Raw genomic sequence first — 15,439 nt, 5'->3', positions numbered from 1 at the left:
GCGTCAAGGCCGCAGAGGCAAGAGGGGTGACCTCCCGATGGCACATCAGGCAGGAGGGCAGCGGCCGGCACCGCGGCCCGTCCCCGAGACCTGCGAAACACAGGCGTACCTCCAGGACTACGCCGTCCTGCTGGATGCCCTCGGCTGCCCGTCCCTGGTCGTCGACCACCGCTGGGACGTGGTCATGGCCAACGGCGCCTTCGAGACACTTTTCCGAGGGATGCGCCCGCAGGCCTCGGCCATGCCCGGGGACAACTTCCTGCGGTTCGTCCTGTTCCACCCGGACGCGGGCGACGTCCTCGGCGAGCACGAGCAGGGCTGGTGCCTGCCGATGCTGGCCCACCTCAGGTCCGCCCTGGAGGCGTACGGTCACGACCACGAACTCCAGGCGATCCGCCGTGACATCGCCCAGGACCCGCTCATGGAGGCGGCCTACCGAGAGGGCCTGCCGCACTGGATCCGGGCCGTCGGCGAGAGCGCGACGCGGCTCGACGGCGCCGTCCGGCTGCTGCTCCACCCCGATCCGCGCCGTGGCCCCACCGAGTGCCGCATCGTCGAGGAGACGCCCGAGATCCTGCGGGAGCTGGGTTATCGGCGCCTGACGATGGTCCTGCGCGAGAACCGCCGGCCCGCCGTGCCCGTACGGCGCCCGCGCCGCCCGCGCGGGACACGGGGGAGCGCGGGGCATCTCACGGTGGTCCGGGCGCCCGAGGACTGACCCGGCACCGCCGGCGTTCAGGTCGTCGGCGGCGCCGGGTCGAAAGAGCATCCCCAGCCATCCGTTCGGCTTCCACGCGTCCCGCCGCCCACTCCGCTTCCGCACACCCGAAGACGTGGACTCGCGCACGCAGCCCTTACGCAAGCCGTTTGCATGACTTGCGCTACGCTTGCGTTCATGACGCGACGACTTGCGGAAGTGGCGAAGAAGGTCGGGGTCAGCGAGGCCACGGTCAGCCGGGTGCTCAACGGCAAGCCCGGGGTCTCCGAAGCCACCCGGCAGACGGTGCTGACCGCGCTCGACGTCCTCGGCTACGAGCGCCCCACCCAGCTGCGCGGCGAACGCGCCCGGCTCGTCGGCCTGGTCCTGCCCGAGCTGCAGAACCCCATCTTCCCGGCGTTCGCAGAGGTCATCGGCGGTGCACTCGCCCAGCTCGGGCTCACCCCGGTGCTGTGCACGCAGACCAAGGGCGGCGTCTCGGAGGCGGACTACGTCGAACTGCTGCTGCAACAGCAGGTCTCCGGTGTGGTCTTCGCCGGCGGCCTGTACGCGCAGGCGGACGCCCCGCACGACCACTACCGGCTGCTCGCCGAGCGCAACATTCCCGTGGTGCTGGTCAACGCGGCCATCGAAGACCTCGGTTTCCCCGCTGTGTCCTGCGACGACGCCGTCGCCGTCGAGCAGGCGTGGCGGCACCTCGCCTCTCTCGGCCACGAGCGCATCGGGCTGGTCCTCGGCCCCGGCGACCATGTGCCCTCCGCGCGCAAACTGGCCGCGGCGCGGGCGATCGCCGATGGCCTGCCGGAGGAGTTCGTCGCCCGGGCGATCTTCTCCATCGAGGGCGGTCACGCGGCCGCGTCCCGGCTGATCGACCGGGGTGTCACCGGGATCATCTGCGCCAGCGACCCCCTGGCGCTCGGTGCGATCAGGGCCGCGCGACGCAAGGGGTACGACGTCCCGGGCCGGATCTCGGTCGTCGGCTACGACGACTCGGCGTTCATGAACTGCACCGAGCCCCCGCTGACCACCGTGCGCCAGCCCATCGAGGCCATGGGCCGCGCGGCCGTCGAGTTGCTGAACGCGCGGATCGGCGGCACCGCCGTACCCGCGGAGGAGCTGTTGTTCGAGCCCGAGCTGGTGGTGCGCGGATCCACGGCGCAAGCGCCACGCCATTGAGATCGAGAAGGTCCAAGCAATAGTCGAATAATTTCAAATTCTGCGCGACATCTTGCGGGCCGATGTCGGCGGTGCTTGAGTGTGCGGCGCCCACCGCTCCTGCCATGAGTGCCACCAGGGGGTCCACCGATGACAAGCACCGGGTTCCGCCGTACCTGCGTCGCGATCGGCGTCTGCTCCTCACTCGCCCTCGCTTCCACCGCCTGCGGCTCGGGCGACGGGGACGCCGCCGGCGGCAGGACGCGCATCACCGTCAACTGCGAGCCGCCCAAGAGTGCCAAGGTCGACCGCACGTTCTTCGAGGAGGACATCGCCTCCTTCGAGAAGCAGAACCCGGACATCGACGTCGTCGCGCACGACGCCTTCCCCTGCCAGGACCCGAAGACCTTCGACGCCAAGCTCGCCGGCGGTCAGATGGAAGACGTCTTCTACACGTACTTCACCGATGCCAGGCACGTCGTGGACATCAACCAGGCGGCCGATCTCACGCCGTACCTGAAGGAGCTGAAGTCCTACGACACCCTTCAGAAGCAGCTGCGGGACATCTACACCGTGGACGGAAAGGTCTACGGCATACCGCGTACCGGATACAGCATGGGGCTGATCTACCACCGCAAGCTCTTCCAGAGGGCCGGCCTCGACCCCGACAAGCCCCCCACCACCTGGGACGAGGTCCGCGCCGACGCCAAGAGGATCGCCGCGCTCGGCGGCGGCATCGTCGGCTACGCCGACTACAGCGCCCAGAACCAGGGCGGCTGGCACTTCACCGCCGAGCTGTACGCGCACGGCGGCGGTGTCGTCAGCGCGGACGGCAAGAAGGCCACCATCGACACCCCCGAGGCCCATGCCGTCCTGCAGAACCTGCACGACATGCGGTGGACCGACGACTCCATGGGCAGCAAGCAGCTCCTCGTCATCAACGACGCGCAGCAGATGATGGGTTCGGGCAGGCTCGGCATGTATCTCGCCGCCCCCGACAACATCCCGATCCTGGTCAAGGAGAAGGGCGCGCACTACGCCGACATCGCCATCGGCCCCATGCCCGGCGGCAAGGCCACGCTCATCGGCGGCGACGGCTACATGTTCGACAAGCACGACACGCCCGCCCAGATCCGGGCCGGCCTGAAGTGGCTGGACCACATGTTCCTCACCCCGGGAACCGGTTTCCTCGGAGACTACGCCCGCGCCAGGAAGAACGACGCCCCCGTCGGCCTGCCCGAGCCGCGCCTGTTCACCGGTGCCGCCGACGCCAGGGACCAGCAGGTCAAGAAGGCCAACGCCAATGTCCCGGTGCAGAACTATCACCCCTTCCTCGACGGCAACCAGCAGCTGACGATGAAGATCGAGCCGCCGGACGCCCAGCAGATCTACTCCGTCCTCGACGGCGTCGTCTCCGCCGTCCTCACCGAGAAGGACGCCGACACGGACCAGCTCCTCAAGGACGCGTCCGGCAAGATCGACAGCATTCTGGCCCGGAGCCGGCCGTGATGACCAAGACGGCCGAGCGGCAGCCCGTGACGAAGGCAGCCGTTCCCCCGGTCCCGGCGCCGTCTCCGGCAGGGGACCGCAGGCGGCGCCGCCTGATCGACCAGGCCCGCGCCTACGCCTTCCTCCTCGGCGGCCTGATCTGCTTCACCCTGTTCTCCTGGTATCCGGCGATCCGCGCGGTCGTCATCGCCTTCCAGAAGTACACGCCCGGCTCCGAACCCCAGTGGGTAGGCACCGCCAACTTCACCCGCGTCCTGCACGACCCCGAGTTCAGCGCGGCCTGGCGCAACACCCTCACCTTCACCCTGCTGGCGCTGCTGGTCGGCTTCGCGATCCCCTTCCTGCTCGCCCTCGTCCTCAACGAACTGCGGCACGCCAAGGCGTTCTTCCGTGTGGTCGTCTACCTGCCGGTGATGATCCCGCCGGTGGTCAGCGCCCTGCTGTGGAAGTGGTTCTACGACCCCGGAGCCGGCCTCGCCAACGAGGCGCTGCGTTTCCTGCACCTGCCCACGTCGAACTGGTCCAACGGCACCGACACCGCGCTGATCTCGCTGGTGATCGTGGCCACCTGGGCCAACATGGGCGGCACCGTCCTGATCTACCTCGCAGCCCTGCAGTCCATCCCGGGCGAGCTGTACGAGGCCGCCGAACTGGACGGTGCGAACCTGCTCCAGCGCATCCGGCACGTCACGGTCCCGCAGACCCGGTTCGTGATTCTGATGCTGATGCTCCTCCAGATCATCGCCACCATGCAGGTGTTCACCGAGCCGTTCGTCATCACCGGCGGCGGCCCGGAGAACGCCACGGTGACCGTTCTCTACCTCATCTACAAGTACGCCTTCCTCTACAACGACTACGGCGGCGCCTGCGCCCTCAGCGTGATGCTCCTGGTCCTGCTCGGCGCGTTCTCCGCCGTCTATCTGCGGCTCACCCGCACGGAGGGGGTCACCGCATGAGCACCCGCACCCTGATCTCCCCGGCCACTCTCGCCCGCCCGCGCGGCAAGGCGGTGTACTGGACCGTTTTCACAGCCGTCGTGGTCCTCTTCGCGCTCGCCTTCCTCTTCCCGGTCTACTGGATGGTGACCGGCGCGATGAAGTCCCCGGACGAGGTGGCCCGGACCCCGCCGTCACTCATCCCGCACCACTGGCGCCTCGGCGGCTACACCGACGCCTGGGACCTGATGCAGCTGCCGCGGCACCTGTGGAACACCGTGGTGCAGGCGGCCGGCGCCTGGGCGTTCCAGCTGGTGTTCTGCACGGCCGCCGCCTACGCCCTGTCCAGGCTGCGGCCGGCCTTCGGCAAGGTGATCCTCGGCGGCATCCTGGCCACCCTGATGGTCCCGGCGCAGGCCCTCGTCGTACCGAAGTACCTGACGGCCGCCGATCTGCCGCTGATCCACACCAGCCTGCTCAACGACCCCCTCGGCATCTGGCTGCCGGCCGTCGCCAACGCCTTCAGCCTCTATCTGCTCAAACGGTTCTTCGACCAGTTGCCGCGCGATGTGCTGGAGGCCGCCGAGATCGACGGAGCCGGCAGCCTGCGCACCCTGTGGTCGGTCGTGCTGCCCCTGTCCCGTCCCGTCCTCGGCGTGGTGTCGATCTTCGCGCTGGTCGCCGTCTGGCAGGACTTCCTGTGGCCGCTGCTGGTCTTCTCCGACACCGACAAGCAGCCGATCAGCGTGGCCCTGGTCCAGCTGTCGCAGAACATCCAGCTCACCGTGCTCATCGCCGCGATGGTGATCGCCAGTCTTCCGATGGTGGCGCTGTTCCTCGTCTTCCAGCGGCACATCATCGCGGGGATCAGCGCGGGCAGCACCAAGGGCTGACGCCGGCGCACCGCCTACAGAAGGGAAGCACCGTGGGACAGCCCACCCATGCCCCGAAGGACCGCGACTGGTGGCGCTCCGCCGTCATCTACCAGGTCTACGTCCGCAGCTTCGCGGACGGCGACGGCGACGGCACCGGCGACCTCGCGGGCGTTCGCGCACGGCTGCCGTATCTCGCCGAACTCGGCGTGGACGCCCTGTGGTTCAACCCTTGGTACCAGTCGCCGATGAAGGACGGCGGTTACGACGTCGCCGACTACCGCGCCGTCGACCCGGCCTTCGGCACCCTCGCCGAGGCGGAGAAACTCATCGCGGAGGCGCGGGAGCTGGGCATCCGGACCATTGTCGACATCGTGCCCAACCACGTCTCGGACCAGCACCCCTGGTTCCGCGCCGCGCTCGCCGCCGGACCCGGCAGCCCGGAGCGCGAACTGTTCCACTTCCGGCCGGGCCGCGGCCCGCACGGTGAACTCCCGCCGAACGACTGGCCGTCGCAGTTCATCGGTTCCACCGCACCGGTGTGGACACGCCTCGCCGACGGCGACTGGTACCTGCACCTGTTCACGCCCGAGCAGCCGGACCTCAACTGGGCCCACCCGGCAGTGCGCCAGGAACACGAGGACATCCTGCGTTTCTGGTTCGAGCGGGGCGTCGCCGGCGTCCGTATCGACTCCGCGGCCCTGCTCGCCAAGGACCCGGACCTGCCCGACCTCGCCTCGCACCCCGAGCCGCACCCGTTCGTCGACCGCGACGAACTCCACGACATCTACCGTTCCTGGCGCGCCGTCGCCGACAACTACGACGCCGTCTTCGTCGGCGAGGTCTGGCTCCCCGACGCCGAACGCTTCGCCCGCTATCTGCGCCCCGGCGAACTCCACACCGCCTTCAACTTCTCCTTCCTGTCCTGCCCCTGGGACGCCGGCCGGCTGCGCTCGGCCATCGACACCACCCTCGCCGAGCACGCCCCCGTCGGCGCCCCGGCCACCTGGGTGCTCTGCAACCACGACGTGACCCGCACCGTCACCCGCTACGGCCGCGGGGAGACCGGTTTCGACTTCGCCGCCAAGGCCTTCGGCATGCCGACGGACCTGGCGCTCGGCACCCGGCGGGCCCGGGCCGCCGCCCTGCTGTCCCTGGCGCTGCCGGGCGCGGTCTACGTCTACCAGGGAGAGGAACTGGGGCTGCCGGAGGCCGAGATCCCGGCCGGCCGGATCCAGGATCCGATGTACTTCCGCTCGCAGGGAGCCGACCCCGGCCGGGACGGCTGCCGGGTGCCGCTGCCATGGGCCGACGGTATGCCGTACGCGGGATTCGGGTCACAGCAGGAGCCGTGGCTGCCGCAGCCGGTCGACTGGGCATCGTATGCAGTCGACCGTCAACGCAATGATCTGGGCTCCATGCTCACCCTCTACCGCCGAGCCATCGCCGCCCGCCCCCACTTCGGCGGCGGCCCACTGACCTGGCTGCCCGCCCCCGAAGGCGTCCTCGCCTTCACCCGTGGCAAGGGCATGACCTGCATGGTCAACCTGGCGCCCACCCCCGCCGAGCTTCCCGGGCACTCCCGACTCCTGCTCATCAGCGGCCCGTTGGACGACAAGGGCCGGCTGCCGCAGGACACGGCGGCCTGGCTGCGGAGCTGAGTCGCCGACACGCCGCGCCATCCATCCCTGCACCCCCACCCCGAAGGGATCAGCACATGCAGAGCACCTTGCCCAGATATGTCAGGAGCATGCCAGCCATGGCTGCCGCTGTGGCTCTCGCCACCGGCATGCTCGTCGCCGTCGCGCCCGCCGCCCATGCGGCCGCCGGTGCCAGCCTCCCCTTCACCTCGGTGGAGGCGGAGTCGGCGACCGCCACCGGCACCAGGATCGGCCCTGACTACACCCAGGGCACGCTCGCCTCCGAGGCCTCCGGGCGGCAGGCCGTGCGCCTCACCTCCGGACAGCGTGTCGAGTTCACGGCGCCGCAGGCCGCCGACGCCGTGAACGTCTCCTACAGCGTCCCCGACGGCCAGTCCGGCACGCTCGACGTCTACGTCAACGGGGTCAAGCTCGCGAGGGCCCTGACCGTCACCTCCAAGTACTCGTACATCGACACCGGCTGGATCCCCGGCGCCAAGCAGCACCATTTCTTCGACGATGCGCGTCTGATGCTCGGCCAGTACGTCCAAGCGGGCGACAAGGTCGCCTTCGAGGCGACCGGCACCCAGGTCACGGTCGACGTCGCCGACTTCGAGCAGGTCGCGGCCGCCGCCACACAGCCCGCCGGCTCGGTGTCCGTCGTCTCCGAGGGCGCCGACCCCACCGGCACCGGTGACTCCACCCAGGCCTTCCGGGACGCCATCGCCGCGGCCCAGGGCTCAACGGTGTGGATCCCGCCCGGCGACTACCGCATCACGTCCTCCCTGAGCGGTGTGCAGAACGTCACCCTCCAGGGGGCCGGCAGCTGGTACTCGGTCGTGCACACCTCCCGGTTCATCGACCAGTCCAGCTCCTCCGGAAGCGTCCGCATCAAGGACTTCGCGGTCATCGGCGAGGTCACCGAACGAGTCGACTCCAGCCCCGACAACTTCGTCAACGGCTCTCTCGGCCCCGGCTCCTCCGTCTCCGGCATGTGGATCCAGCACCTCAAGGTCGGCATGTGGCTGATGGGCGACAACGACAACCTGGTCGTGGAGAACAACCGCTTCCTGGACACCACCGCCGACGGCATCAACCTCAACGGCAGCGCCAAGGGCGTCGTCGTGCGCAACAACTTCCTGCGCAACCAGGGCGACGACGCCCTCGCCATGTGGTCGCTCTACTCCCCTGACACCGGCTCCCGCTTCGAGAACAACACGATCTCGCAGCCCAACCTCGCAAACGGCATCGCGATCTACGGCGGCACCGACATCTCCGTGAAGAACAACCTGATCTCCGACACCAACGCCCTCGGCAGCGGTATCGCGATCTCCAATCAGAAGTTCCTCGACCCCTTCTCCCCGCTGTCCGGCACCATCACGGTCGACGGCAACACCCTTGTACGCACCGGCGCGATGAACCCCAACTGGAACCATCCGATGGGCGCGCTGCGGGTCGACTCCTACGACAGCGCGATCAACGCGGCCGTGAACATCACCGACACCACGATCACCGACAGCCCGTACAGCGCTTTCGAGTTCGTTTCCGGCGGTGGGCAGGGATACCCGGTGAGGGGCGTCGACGTCACCGGCGCGACCGTGCGCAACACCGGTACGGTCGTCGTCCAGGCCGAGGCGCAGGGCGCGGCCACCTTCAAGAACGTCACCGCCACCCAGGTCGGCGCCGCGGGCGTCTACAACTGTCCCTACCCGGCGAACTCCGGTTCCTTCACGCTCACCGACGGCGGCGGCAACTCCGGCTGGAACAGCACCTGGTCGGACTGCTCCACCTGGCCCCAGCCCGGCCAGGGCAACCCCGACCCCGACCCGAACCGCAACCTCGCCAAGGGCCGGCCGGTCTCGGCAACCGGTTCCCAGGACGTCTACACACCCGGCAGGGCCGTCGACGGTGACGCGGGCTCCTACTGGGAATCCACCAACAACGCCTTCCCGCAGTCCTGGACGGTCGACCTCGGCTCGTCCCATGCCGTACGACGCCTGGTGCTGAAGCTGCCGCCCTCCTCGGCCTGGGGTGCGCGCACCCAGACCATCACCGTGCTCGGCAGCACCGACGGCTCGGCCTACTCCACCGTCGTCGGCCCCCAGGGCTACCGCTTCGACCCGGCCACCGGCAACACGGCCACGGTCTCCCTGCCGAGCACCACCGACCTGCGCTACCTCCGGCTCACCGTCAGCGCCAACACGGGCTGGCCGGCGGGGCAGTTCAGTGAGGTGGAGGCCTATCTGACGCCCTGACACCCCGGCCGGTCCTCGGCCCTCGGCCGAAATGATTCGCACATATTTCCCATCATTCGCCGCAATGGGAAGTTACTGTGAAGGTTCTGGTGATTGTGCCATGTTTGTGCCATCTATATGTCGCGCATCGACTACGCCTCGCGCCTGGCCCAGTGGATGAGGATCGCCGAGCGGGATCCGGGAAAGGGCTTCACCGACGTACGCGCTCTCACCCGGCCTCCCAACGTGCCCATCGGGCCGCACGAGCGGGCGATGATGGAGGAGCTGAACCGGCTGAGCAACAAGCCGGTGGTGGCGAAAAGGCAAAGGAAAGCAGGCGTCCACGCTCGTGGTGTGCCAGGTCTACGCCCTCGCCCGGGTCCTCGTCGGCAACCCGCCCACCTCATCGCAACGGCCGAAGAGGTCAGCCGGGCCGAGGAGGAAGAGAAGCGGGCCGCCGCGCGCTGAGCGGGCCGCACCGCACGGACCGCCGAGTTTCACACTGGCGCCATCAGACCCTTCCCTGACGTTTGGTGTTCTTGGAACACTCGCTCCGCGCAGATTCCGTCATTTGAACGGCATCACGTACGTCAGGACGAGAGGACCCTCACACCCATGGCCGAAGCAAACCGGCGCCGTTTCCTTCAACTCGCGGGCGCCACCACGGCGTTCACCGCGCTGTCCAGCAGCATCCAGCGCGCCGCCGCCCTGCCCGCGCACCACCGCACCGGGACGGTCCAGGACGTCGAGCACATCGTCGTCCTTATGCAGGAAAATCGATCCTTCGACCACTACTTCGGCACGCTCCGGGGCGTCCGCGGCTTCGGCGACCCCCGTTCCGTCTCGCAGAACGGGAAGTCCGTCTGGAAGCAGTCCGACGGCACGAAGGACATCCTGCCGTTCCACCCCGACGCCGACGACCTGGGCCTGGCCTTCATCCAGGACCTGCCGCACGGCTGGAACGACACGCACGCGGCGTTCAACGGCGGCAAGTACGACAAGTGGGTGCCGGCCAAGGGCAGCACGACCATGGCGTACCTGACGCGCGAGGACATCCCGTTCCACTACGCGCTCGCCGACGCCTTCACCCTCTGCGACGCCTACCACTGCTCGTTCATGGGCTCCACCGACCCGAACCGCTATTACATGTGGACCGGTTACGTCGGCAACGACGGCCAGGGCGGCGGTCCGGTCCTCGGCAACGACGAGAAGGGCTACGGCTGGACGACGTATCCCGAGCGCCTGGAGCGGGCCGGGGTCTCCTGGAAGATCTACCAGGACGTCGGCGACGGCCTGGACGCGGCCGGCGGCTGGGGCTGGATCAACGACGCCTACCGCGGCAACTACGGCGACAACTCGCTGCTCTACTTCAACCAGTACCGCGACGCCAAGCCCGGCGACGCGCTGTACGACAAGGCCCGCACCGGCACCGACGCCAAGAAGGGCGAGGGCTTCTTCGACCAGCTGAAGGCCGACGTCAAGGCCGGCAAGCTGCCGCAGGTCTCCTGGGTCGTGGCCCCCGAGGCCTTCACCGAGCACCCCAACTGGCCCGCCAACTACGGCGCCTGGTACGTCTCCCAGGTCCTGGACGCGCTCACCGCGAACCCGGACGTCTGGGCGAAGACCGCGCTGTTCATCACCTACGACGAGAACGACGGCTTCTTCGACCATGTCGTCCCGCCCTTCCCGCCGGCCTCCGGCGCCCAGGGCAAGTCGACCGTGGACGCCTCGCTCGACCTGTTCAAGGGCGACGTGGCCCATGCCGCCGGCGCCTATGGTCTCGGCCAGCGGGTGCCGATGCTCGTCGTCTCGCCGTGGAGCAAGGGCGGCTACCTCTGCTCCGAGACCCTCGACCACACCTCGATCATCCGGTTCATAGAGCGCCGCTTCGGCGTGCACGAGCCGAACATCTCGCCCTGGCGGCGTGCCGTCACCGGCGATCTGACCAGCGCCTTCGACTTCTCCCGCAAGGACACCAAGCCGGTCGCGCTGCCGTCCACGGCCGCCTATGAGCCGCCGGACCACAACCGGCACCCCGACTATGTGCCCAAGCCGCCCGCCAACCCCTCCCTGCCCAAGCAGGAGCGTGGCAGCCGGCCCACCCGTCCGCTGAAGTACGCCCCGGCGGTGGACGGTGCCGCGGACAGCGCGGCCGGCACCTTCACGCTCACGTTCGCCTCGGGGGCGCACGCGGGCGCCGCCTTCCTCGTGACCTCCGGCAACCGCACCGACGGCCCCTGGACGTACACCACGGAGGCCGGCAAGTCCCTCTCCGACACCTGGAACTCGGCCTACTCCGGCGGGGTGCACGATCTCGCCGTGCACGGTCCCAACGGCTTCCTGCGCGTCTTCAAGGGCAAGGGCAAGGCGGCGGGACCCGAGGCGACCGCCCGGCGCCTGGGCGACGACCTGGAACTCACCTTCACCAACAAGGGTTCCGGCACCGTGAAGCTGAAGGTCGTCAACGGTTACGGCGGCCACCCGGCCACCGTGACCGTACGGCCCGGCGCGACCGTCCACCACATCGTCGACCTCGCCGCGAGCAGGCGCTGGTACGACCTGACGGTCACCTGTGACGGCGATCCGGCCTTCCTGCGGGGCTTCGCCGGGCACGTCGAGAACGGGCACCCCGGCGTCAGCGACCCGGCGATCGCCGCGGAGTGAACGGGCGATGAAGACCGCTCCGTGCGGACTGGTCAGGTACCGGTCAGGGCAAGGTAGTGTGCCCCGGTGACCACGCAATCAAACACTCCCGCAGGCTGGTACCCGGATCCGCACGGAGCGCCGCAGACCCTCCGCTACTGGGACGGCGCGCAGTGGACCGAGCACACCAACCCGGCCCAGGCGCCCGCCGGTCAGGTGCCGCAGCAGCAGGCGGCTGCCCAGCACCAGCAGCAGGCCGCCCCGCAGCAGCAGGCCGCCCCTCAGCAGTACGGCGTGCCGCAGCCGCACGCCGCCGACCCCAAGGTGCAGCGCCAGGTGCAGCAGCAGGCCGGGGTCGCGGCCGGCGGCCCCGGCGGCGGCACTCTCTTCACCGAGCCCGTCCTGGTCGTGAACCAGAAGGCCAAGCTGATCGAGGTGACCAACGAGTACAAGGTCATGGATCAGAACGGCCGGGACATAGGCTCGGTCACCGAGGTCGGACAGGGCGCGCTGAAGAAAATCCTGCGCTTCGTCTCCAGCCTCGACCAGTTCATGACCCACAAGCTGGAGATCCGCGACGCCTACGGCCAGCCCCAGTTGGTGCTGACGCGGCCCGCCAAGTTCCTCAAGTCCCGGGTGGTCGTGACCCGTCCGGACGGCTCGCCGGTCGGTGAGATCGTTCAGCAGAACATGATCGGAAAGATCAACTTCGCGATGAACGCCAACGGCCAGCAGGTCGGCGCGATCAAGGCGGAGAACTGGCGGGCGTGGAACTTCGCGATCGTCGACCACGCGGACAACGAGGTGGCCCGGATCACCAAGACCTGGGAGGGCCTCGCCAAGACGCTCTTCACGACCGCGGACAACTACGTGCTGCAGATCCACTACCAGCTGCCCGAGCCGCTGCTGAGCCTCGTGGTGGCGACGGCCCTGACCGTCGACACCGCCCTCAAGCAGGATTCGCGGGGCTGGAACTGAGCGGGCCCCGACGGGGGAGAACGACGACGGCGGCCGGAGCGCACGAGAGGTGTGCGCACCGGCCGCCGTCGTGTTGCCTCAGAGCGCCGTGAGATGTCCGGACTGTTCCGCCTGGCGTGGCACCAGTACCGGTTCGGCGGCCGCTGTGCCCGGTTCCAGAGCCAGTACCGCGGCCACCGGATGGTCCTCGTCCTCGTCCTCGTGCTCGTCCATGGGTACCGGCTCCGGTGCGACCGCCGGTGCGACCCGGGTGAGCAGGACCACGCCCCAGGAGGCCAGGCCCGCGCCCGCGAGAGCCAGCAGGACGCCGGCGGGGCCGCCCCGCAGGCCCTGGCCGAGCAGCATGAGGCCGATCGCCGCGGCGGCCACCGGGTTGGCGAGGGTGACCACGGCCAGCGGTGCGCCGAGCCCGCCGCGGTAGGCGGTCTGCGACAGGAGCAGCCCGCCGACGGCGAAGGCGGCGACGAGCACGGCGACCACGATCACCTCCGTGCCGAACACCGGGCCGGTGCGCTCCGTCGCCGCCACGGTCACCGTCTGGGTCAGCGCCGAGGCGACACCCGAGGCGAAACCGGACGCCGTCGCATGCCGGAGGCCGGGCCGGGCGCCGGGCCGGGAGAGCAGGCCGATCGCGGCCGCGGTCGTACCGGCGACCGCCAGCGCCTCGGGCAGCGACAGCACCCGCGAGGGCGCCGGACCCGAGGCCGTGACGAGCAGCGCGGCGAGCCCGAGCAGCGTCAGCGCCGTACCGCGCCACTCCGCCGCGCTGACCCGGCGGCCGGCCGCCCGCGCACCGAGCGGCACGGCCGCGACCAGGGTGAGCGCACCCAGCGGCTGGACGAGGGTGAGCGGGCCGTACTTCAGGGCGACGACGTGCAGCAGGGCGGCGGCCGCGTTCAGGCCGACCGCCGACCACCAGGCTCCGGTGCCGAGCAGCCGCAGCAGGCCGGTGCCGGCGGTGCGGGCGGCGAGGCGTTCCTGGGCCACGGCGGCCAGGGCGTAGGCGATCGCCGAGACCAGGGAGAGGGCGACGGCGATCGCGGCGGCGGCGCTCATCGGCCCGCTCCCACCAGGACGCTCTCGCGCGGCGCGAGCCGGCCGGTGCCGCGTCCCGCCGTGGTGGCCGCCGCGCGCGGCGGATGGATCACGGCGAGGACGATGCCGAGCATGGCCGTCGCGACGATCGCGTCGAGCCAGTAGTGGTTCGCCGTGCCCACGATCACCAGCAGGGTGATCAGCGGGTGCAGCAGCCACAGCCAGCGCCACCGGGACCGGGTGGCCACGATCAGTCCGATCGCCAGCATCAGCGCCCAGCCGAAGTGCAGCGACGGCATCGCCGCGAACTGGTTGGACAGATGGTCGCTGGAGGGCGGGCCGTACACCGACGGGCCGTAGATCCTCGCGGTGTCCACCAGGCCGGTCCCGCCCAGCATCCGCGGCGGCGCCAGCGGGAAGGTGAACGGCAGCACCAGCGCGGCCGTGGTGACGACCGCGAGGACCCGGCGAGCCCACACATAGTGCCCGGGCCGCCTGAGGTAGAGCCAGACCAGGAAGGCGAGCGTCGCCGGGAAGTGGACGGTGGCGTAGTAGGTGTTCGCGAGGCGGACGAGGGTGCCGCCGTGCAGCAGTGCGGACTGCACGGCGTTCTCGTGGGGGAGATGCAGCGCCCGCTCCAGGTCCCACACGCGGTGGGCGTTGTGGAGGGCGTTCCCGGTGTGGCCCGTGGCCAGCTGCCGGCCGAGCTTGTAGACGAGGAAGAGCCCCGCGACGAGCAGGAACTCGCGCAGCAGCGGCGGGCGCGATATCGCGTCCGGCGGCTCCGCTTCTGCCTCTGCAGGCTCGGTTCGGGCGTTCATCCCCCGACCCCCTCGCTGACGGTGGTGCGTGTGGTGGTGCGTGCGGGCCCCGGCCCTGGGCCGGAACTCATCGATACGTCTTCGTACCGATACGCCAGTGTACCGATACGGTCGAGTACCGGTACACTGGCGTATCGATTGATGTGCGACACACTGGAGACAGGGTCGGCCGCCCCGCTACAGCGACGCTTCAGCGGGACGTGAGCGACTGGCCCACCGGACACGAGCGAGGGGAAGCACCGCATGACGTCGCAGGCCGCGGACGGACCGGAGACGGTCGCCGCCTCGCGCCGCTCCAAGATCACGCCCGAGCGTGAGCGGGAGTTCTTCGACGCCGTGCTGGAGCAGATCCGCGAATGCGGTTACGAGTCCGTCACCATGGAGGGCGTCGCCGCCAGCACCCGGTGCAGCAAGTCCACGCTCTACCGGCAGTGGAAGACCAAGCCGCAGTTCGTCGCGGCCGCGCTGCGCGCCAGCCGCCGGGTGCGCTTCGCGGGCATCGACACCGGATCGCTCGCCGAGGACCTGCGCCAGGCCGCGCGGGCCGTGGGCGACTGGTCCGGCAAGGACACCAGACTGCTGCAGGCGCTGGGCCACGCGTGGACGGCCGACGAGGAACTGGCCCAAGCGCTGCGCGAGGCCCTGGTGTATCCGGAGATCGCCGCGCTGCAGGAGATGCTGGCGCGGGGTGTGGCCCGCGGCGAGGTCCGTGCGGACCATCCGGCGCTGGAGTACGTCCCCGCGATGATGTTCGGCGTGCTGCGCGTCCGGCCGGTGCTCAGCGGTGAGTACGCCGACGCCGACTATCTCGCCCGGTTCGTGGAGGCCACCGTGCTCCCCGCGCTCGGGCTGGCACCAGACCCAGGCCGCCGTTCACGGGATGACTGAACGGTGACCTG

The 15,439-nt window shown here is 69.8% G+C and carries 13 protein-coding genes; 11 read left to right on the top strand and 2 right to left on the bottom strand.

The genetic code is table 11. The annotated features are described in order from the left end of the window. Nucleotides 1-37 precede the first annotated feature (37 nt). The 10 genes from AB0L75_RS00485 to AB0L75_RS00440 all read left to right on the top strand — a co-directional run bounded on the left by AB0L75_RS00485 (nucleotide 38) and on the right by AB0L75_RS00440 (nucleotide 12,684). Nucleotides 38-718, top strand: a complete 681-nt coding sequence (locus tag AB0L75_RS00485) for a hypothetical protein (protein ID WP_365173371.1) — start codon at nucleotides 38-40, stop codon at nucleotides 716-718. A 177-nt stretch (nucleotides 719-895) separates the two neighbouring features. After that, nucleotides 896-1,894: a LacI family DNA-binding transcriptional regulator gene (locus tag AB0L75_RS00480; RefSeq protein WP_365173369.1), complete on the top strand. Its 999-nt coding sequence runs from the start codon at nucleotides 896-898 to the stop codon at nucleotides 1,892-1,894. Between the two features lie 129 nt (nucleotides 1,895-2,023). Beyond that, nucleotides 2,024-3,382, top strand: coding sequence for an extracellular solute-binding protein (locus AB0L75_RS00475; protein WP_365173367.1), 1,359 nt, complete (start codon nucleotides 2,024-2,026; stop codon nucleotides 3,380-3,382). Continuing rightward, on the top strand, nucleotides 3,382-4,338 hold the full coding sequence (locus AB0L75_RS00470) for a sugar ABC transporter permease (protein WP_365173365.1): 957 nt from the start codon (nucleotides 3,382-3,384) through the stop codon (nucleotides 4,336-4,338). The genes AB0L75_RS00475 and AB0L75_RS00470 overlap by 1 nt, the downstream gene beginning before the upstream one ends. Further along, a complete protein-coding gene (locus AB0L75_RS00465) occupies nucleotides 4,335-5,210 on the top strand; it encodes a carbohydrate ABC transporter permease (protein WP_365173363.1) in 876 nt (291 codons plus the stop codon). Before AB0L75_RS00470 ends, AB0L75_RS00465 begins: the two co-directional genes overlap by 4 nt. 32 nt (nucleotides 5,211-5,242) lie before the next feature. Further along, nucleotides 5,243-6,850 (top strand): glycoside hydrolase family 13 protein, encoded by a 1,608-nt coding sequence (locus AB0L75_RS00460; RefSeq protein ID WP_365173361.1) that lies wholly within the window; start codon nucleotides 5,243-5,245, stop codon nucleotides 6,848-6,850. 56 nt (nucleotides 6,851-6,906) lie between these two features. Beyond that, nucleotides 6,907-9,084 (top strand): discoidin domain-containing protein, encoded by a 2,178-nt coding sequence (locus tag AB0L75_RS00455; protein WP_365173359.1) that lies wholly within the window; start codon nucleotides 6,907-6,909, stop codon nucleotides 9,082-9,084. A gap of 117 nt (nucleotides 9,085-9,201) precedes the next feature. Next, the gene (locus AB0L75_RS00450; protein ID WP_365173357.1) at nucleotides 9,202-9,531 is read left to right on the top strand and encodes a hypothetical protein; all 330 of its coding nucleotides are present in this window, start codon (nucleotides 9,202-9,204) and stop codon (nucleotides 9,529-9,531) included. 147 nt (nucleotides 9,532-9,678) lie between these two features. Next, complete coding sequence (locus tag AB0L75_RS00445; RefSeq protein ID WP_365173355.1) at nucleotides 9,679-11,727, top strand: phosphocholine-specific phospholipase C; 2,049 nt, start codon at nucleotides 9,679-9,681, stop codon at nucleotides 11,725-11,727. Between the two features lie 66 nt (nucleotides 11,728-11,793). Next, nucleotides 11,794-12,684, top strand: coding sequence for a phospholipid scramblase-related protein (locus tag AB0L75_RS00440; RefSeq protein ID WP_365173352.1), 891 nt, complete (start codon nucleotides 11,794-11,796; stop codon nucleotides 12,682-12,684). A 78-nt stretch (nucleotides 12,685-12,762) separates the two neighbouring features. Here AB0L75_RS00440 and AB0L75_RS00435 read toward each other — a convergent pair whose 3' ends face one another. Together AB0L75_RS00435 and AB0L75_RS00430 are read right to left on the bottom strand one after the other, a co-directional pair. Then, the gene (locus AB0L75_RS00435; RefSeq protein WP_365173350.1) at nucleotides 12,763-13,740 is read right to left on the bottom strand and encodes a hypothetical protein; all 978 of its coding nucleotides are present in this window, start codon (nucleotides 13,738-13,740) and stop codon (nucleotides 12,763-12,765) included. Further along, nucleotides 13,737-14,540 carry a phosphatase PAP2 family protein gene (locus AB0L75_RS00430; RefSeq protein WP_365173347.1) on the bottom strand — a complete coding sequence of 268 codons (804 nt, stop codon included), beginning with the start codon at nucleotides 14,538-14,540 and terminating at the stop codon, nucleotides 13,737-13,739. Before AB0L75_RS00430 ends, AB0L75_RS00435 begins: the two co-directional genes overlap by 4 nt. A gap of 243 nt (nucleotides 14,541-14,783) precedes the next feature. Between AB0L75_RS00430 and AB0L75_RS00425 the strand changes: the two genes are divergently transcribed. Next, on the top strand, nucleotides 14,784-15,428 hold the full coding sequence (locus AB0L75_RS00425) for a TetR/AcrR family transcriptional regulator C-terminal ligand-binding domain-containing protein (protein ID WP_365173344.1): 645 nt from the start codon (nucleotides 14,784-14,786) through the stop codon (nucleotides 15,426-15,428). Nucleotides 15,429-15,439: the final 11 nt, after the last annotated feature.

Origin of the sequence: Streptomyces sp. NPDC052101, assembly GCF_040680235.1 — a bacterium.
Taxonomy (GTDB): domain Bacteria; phylum Actinomycetota; class Actinomycetes; order Streptomycetales; family Streptomycetaceae; genus Streptomyces.
Note: the sequence above shows the minus strand (reverse complement) of the source record. Positions and strands in the feature narration are given on the sequence as shown.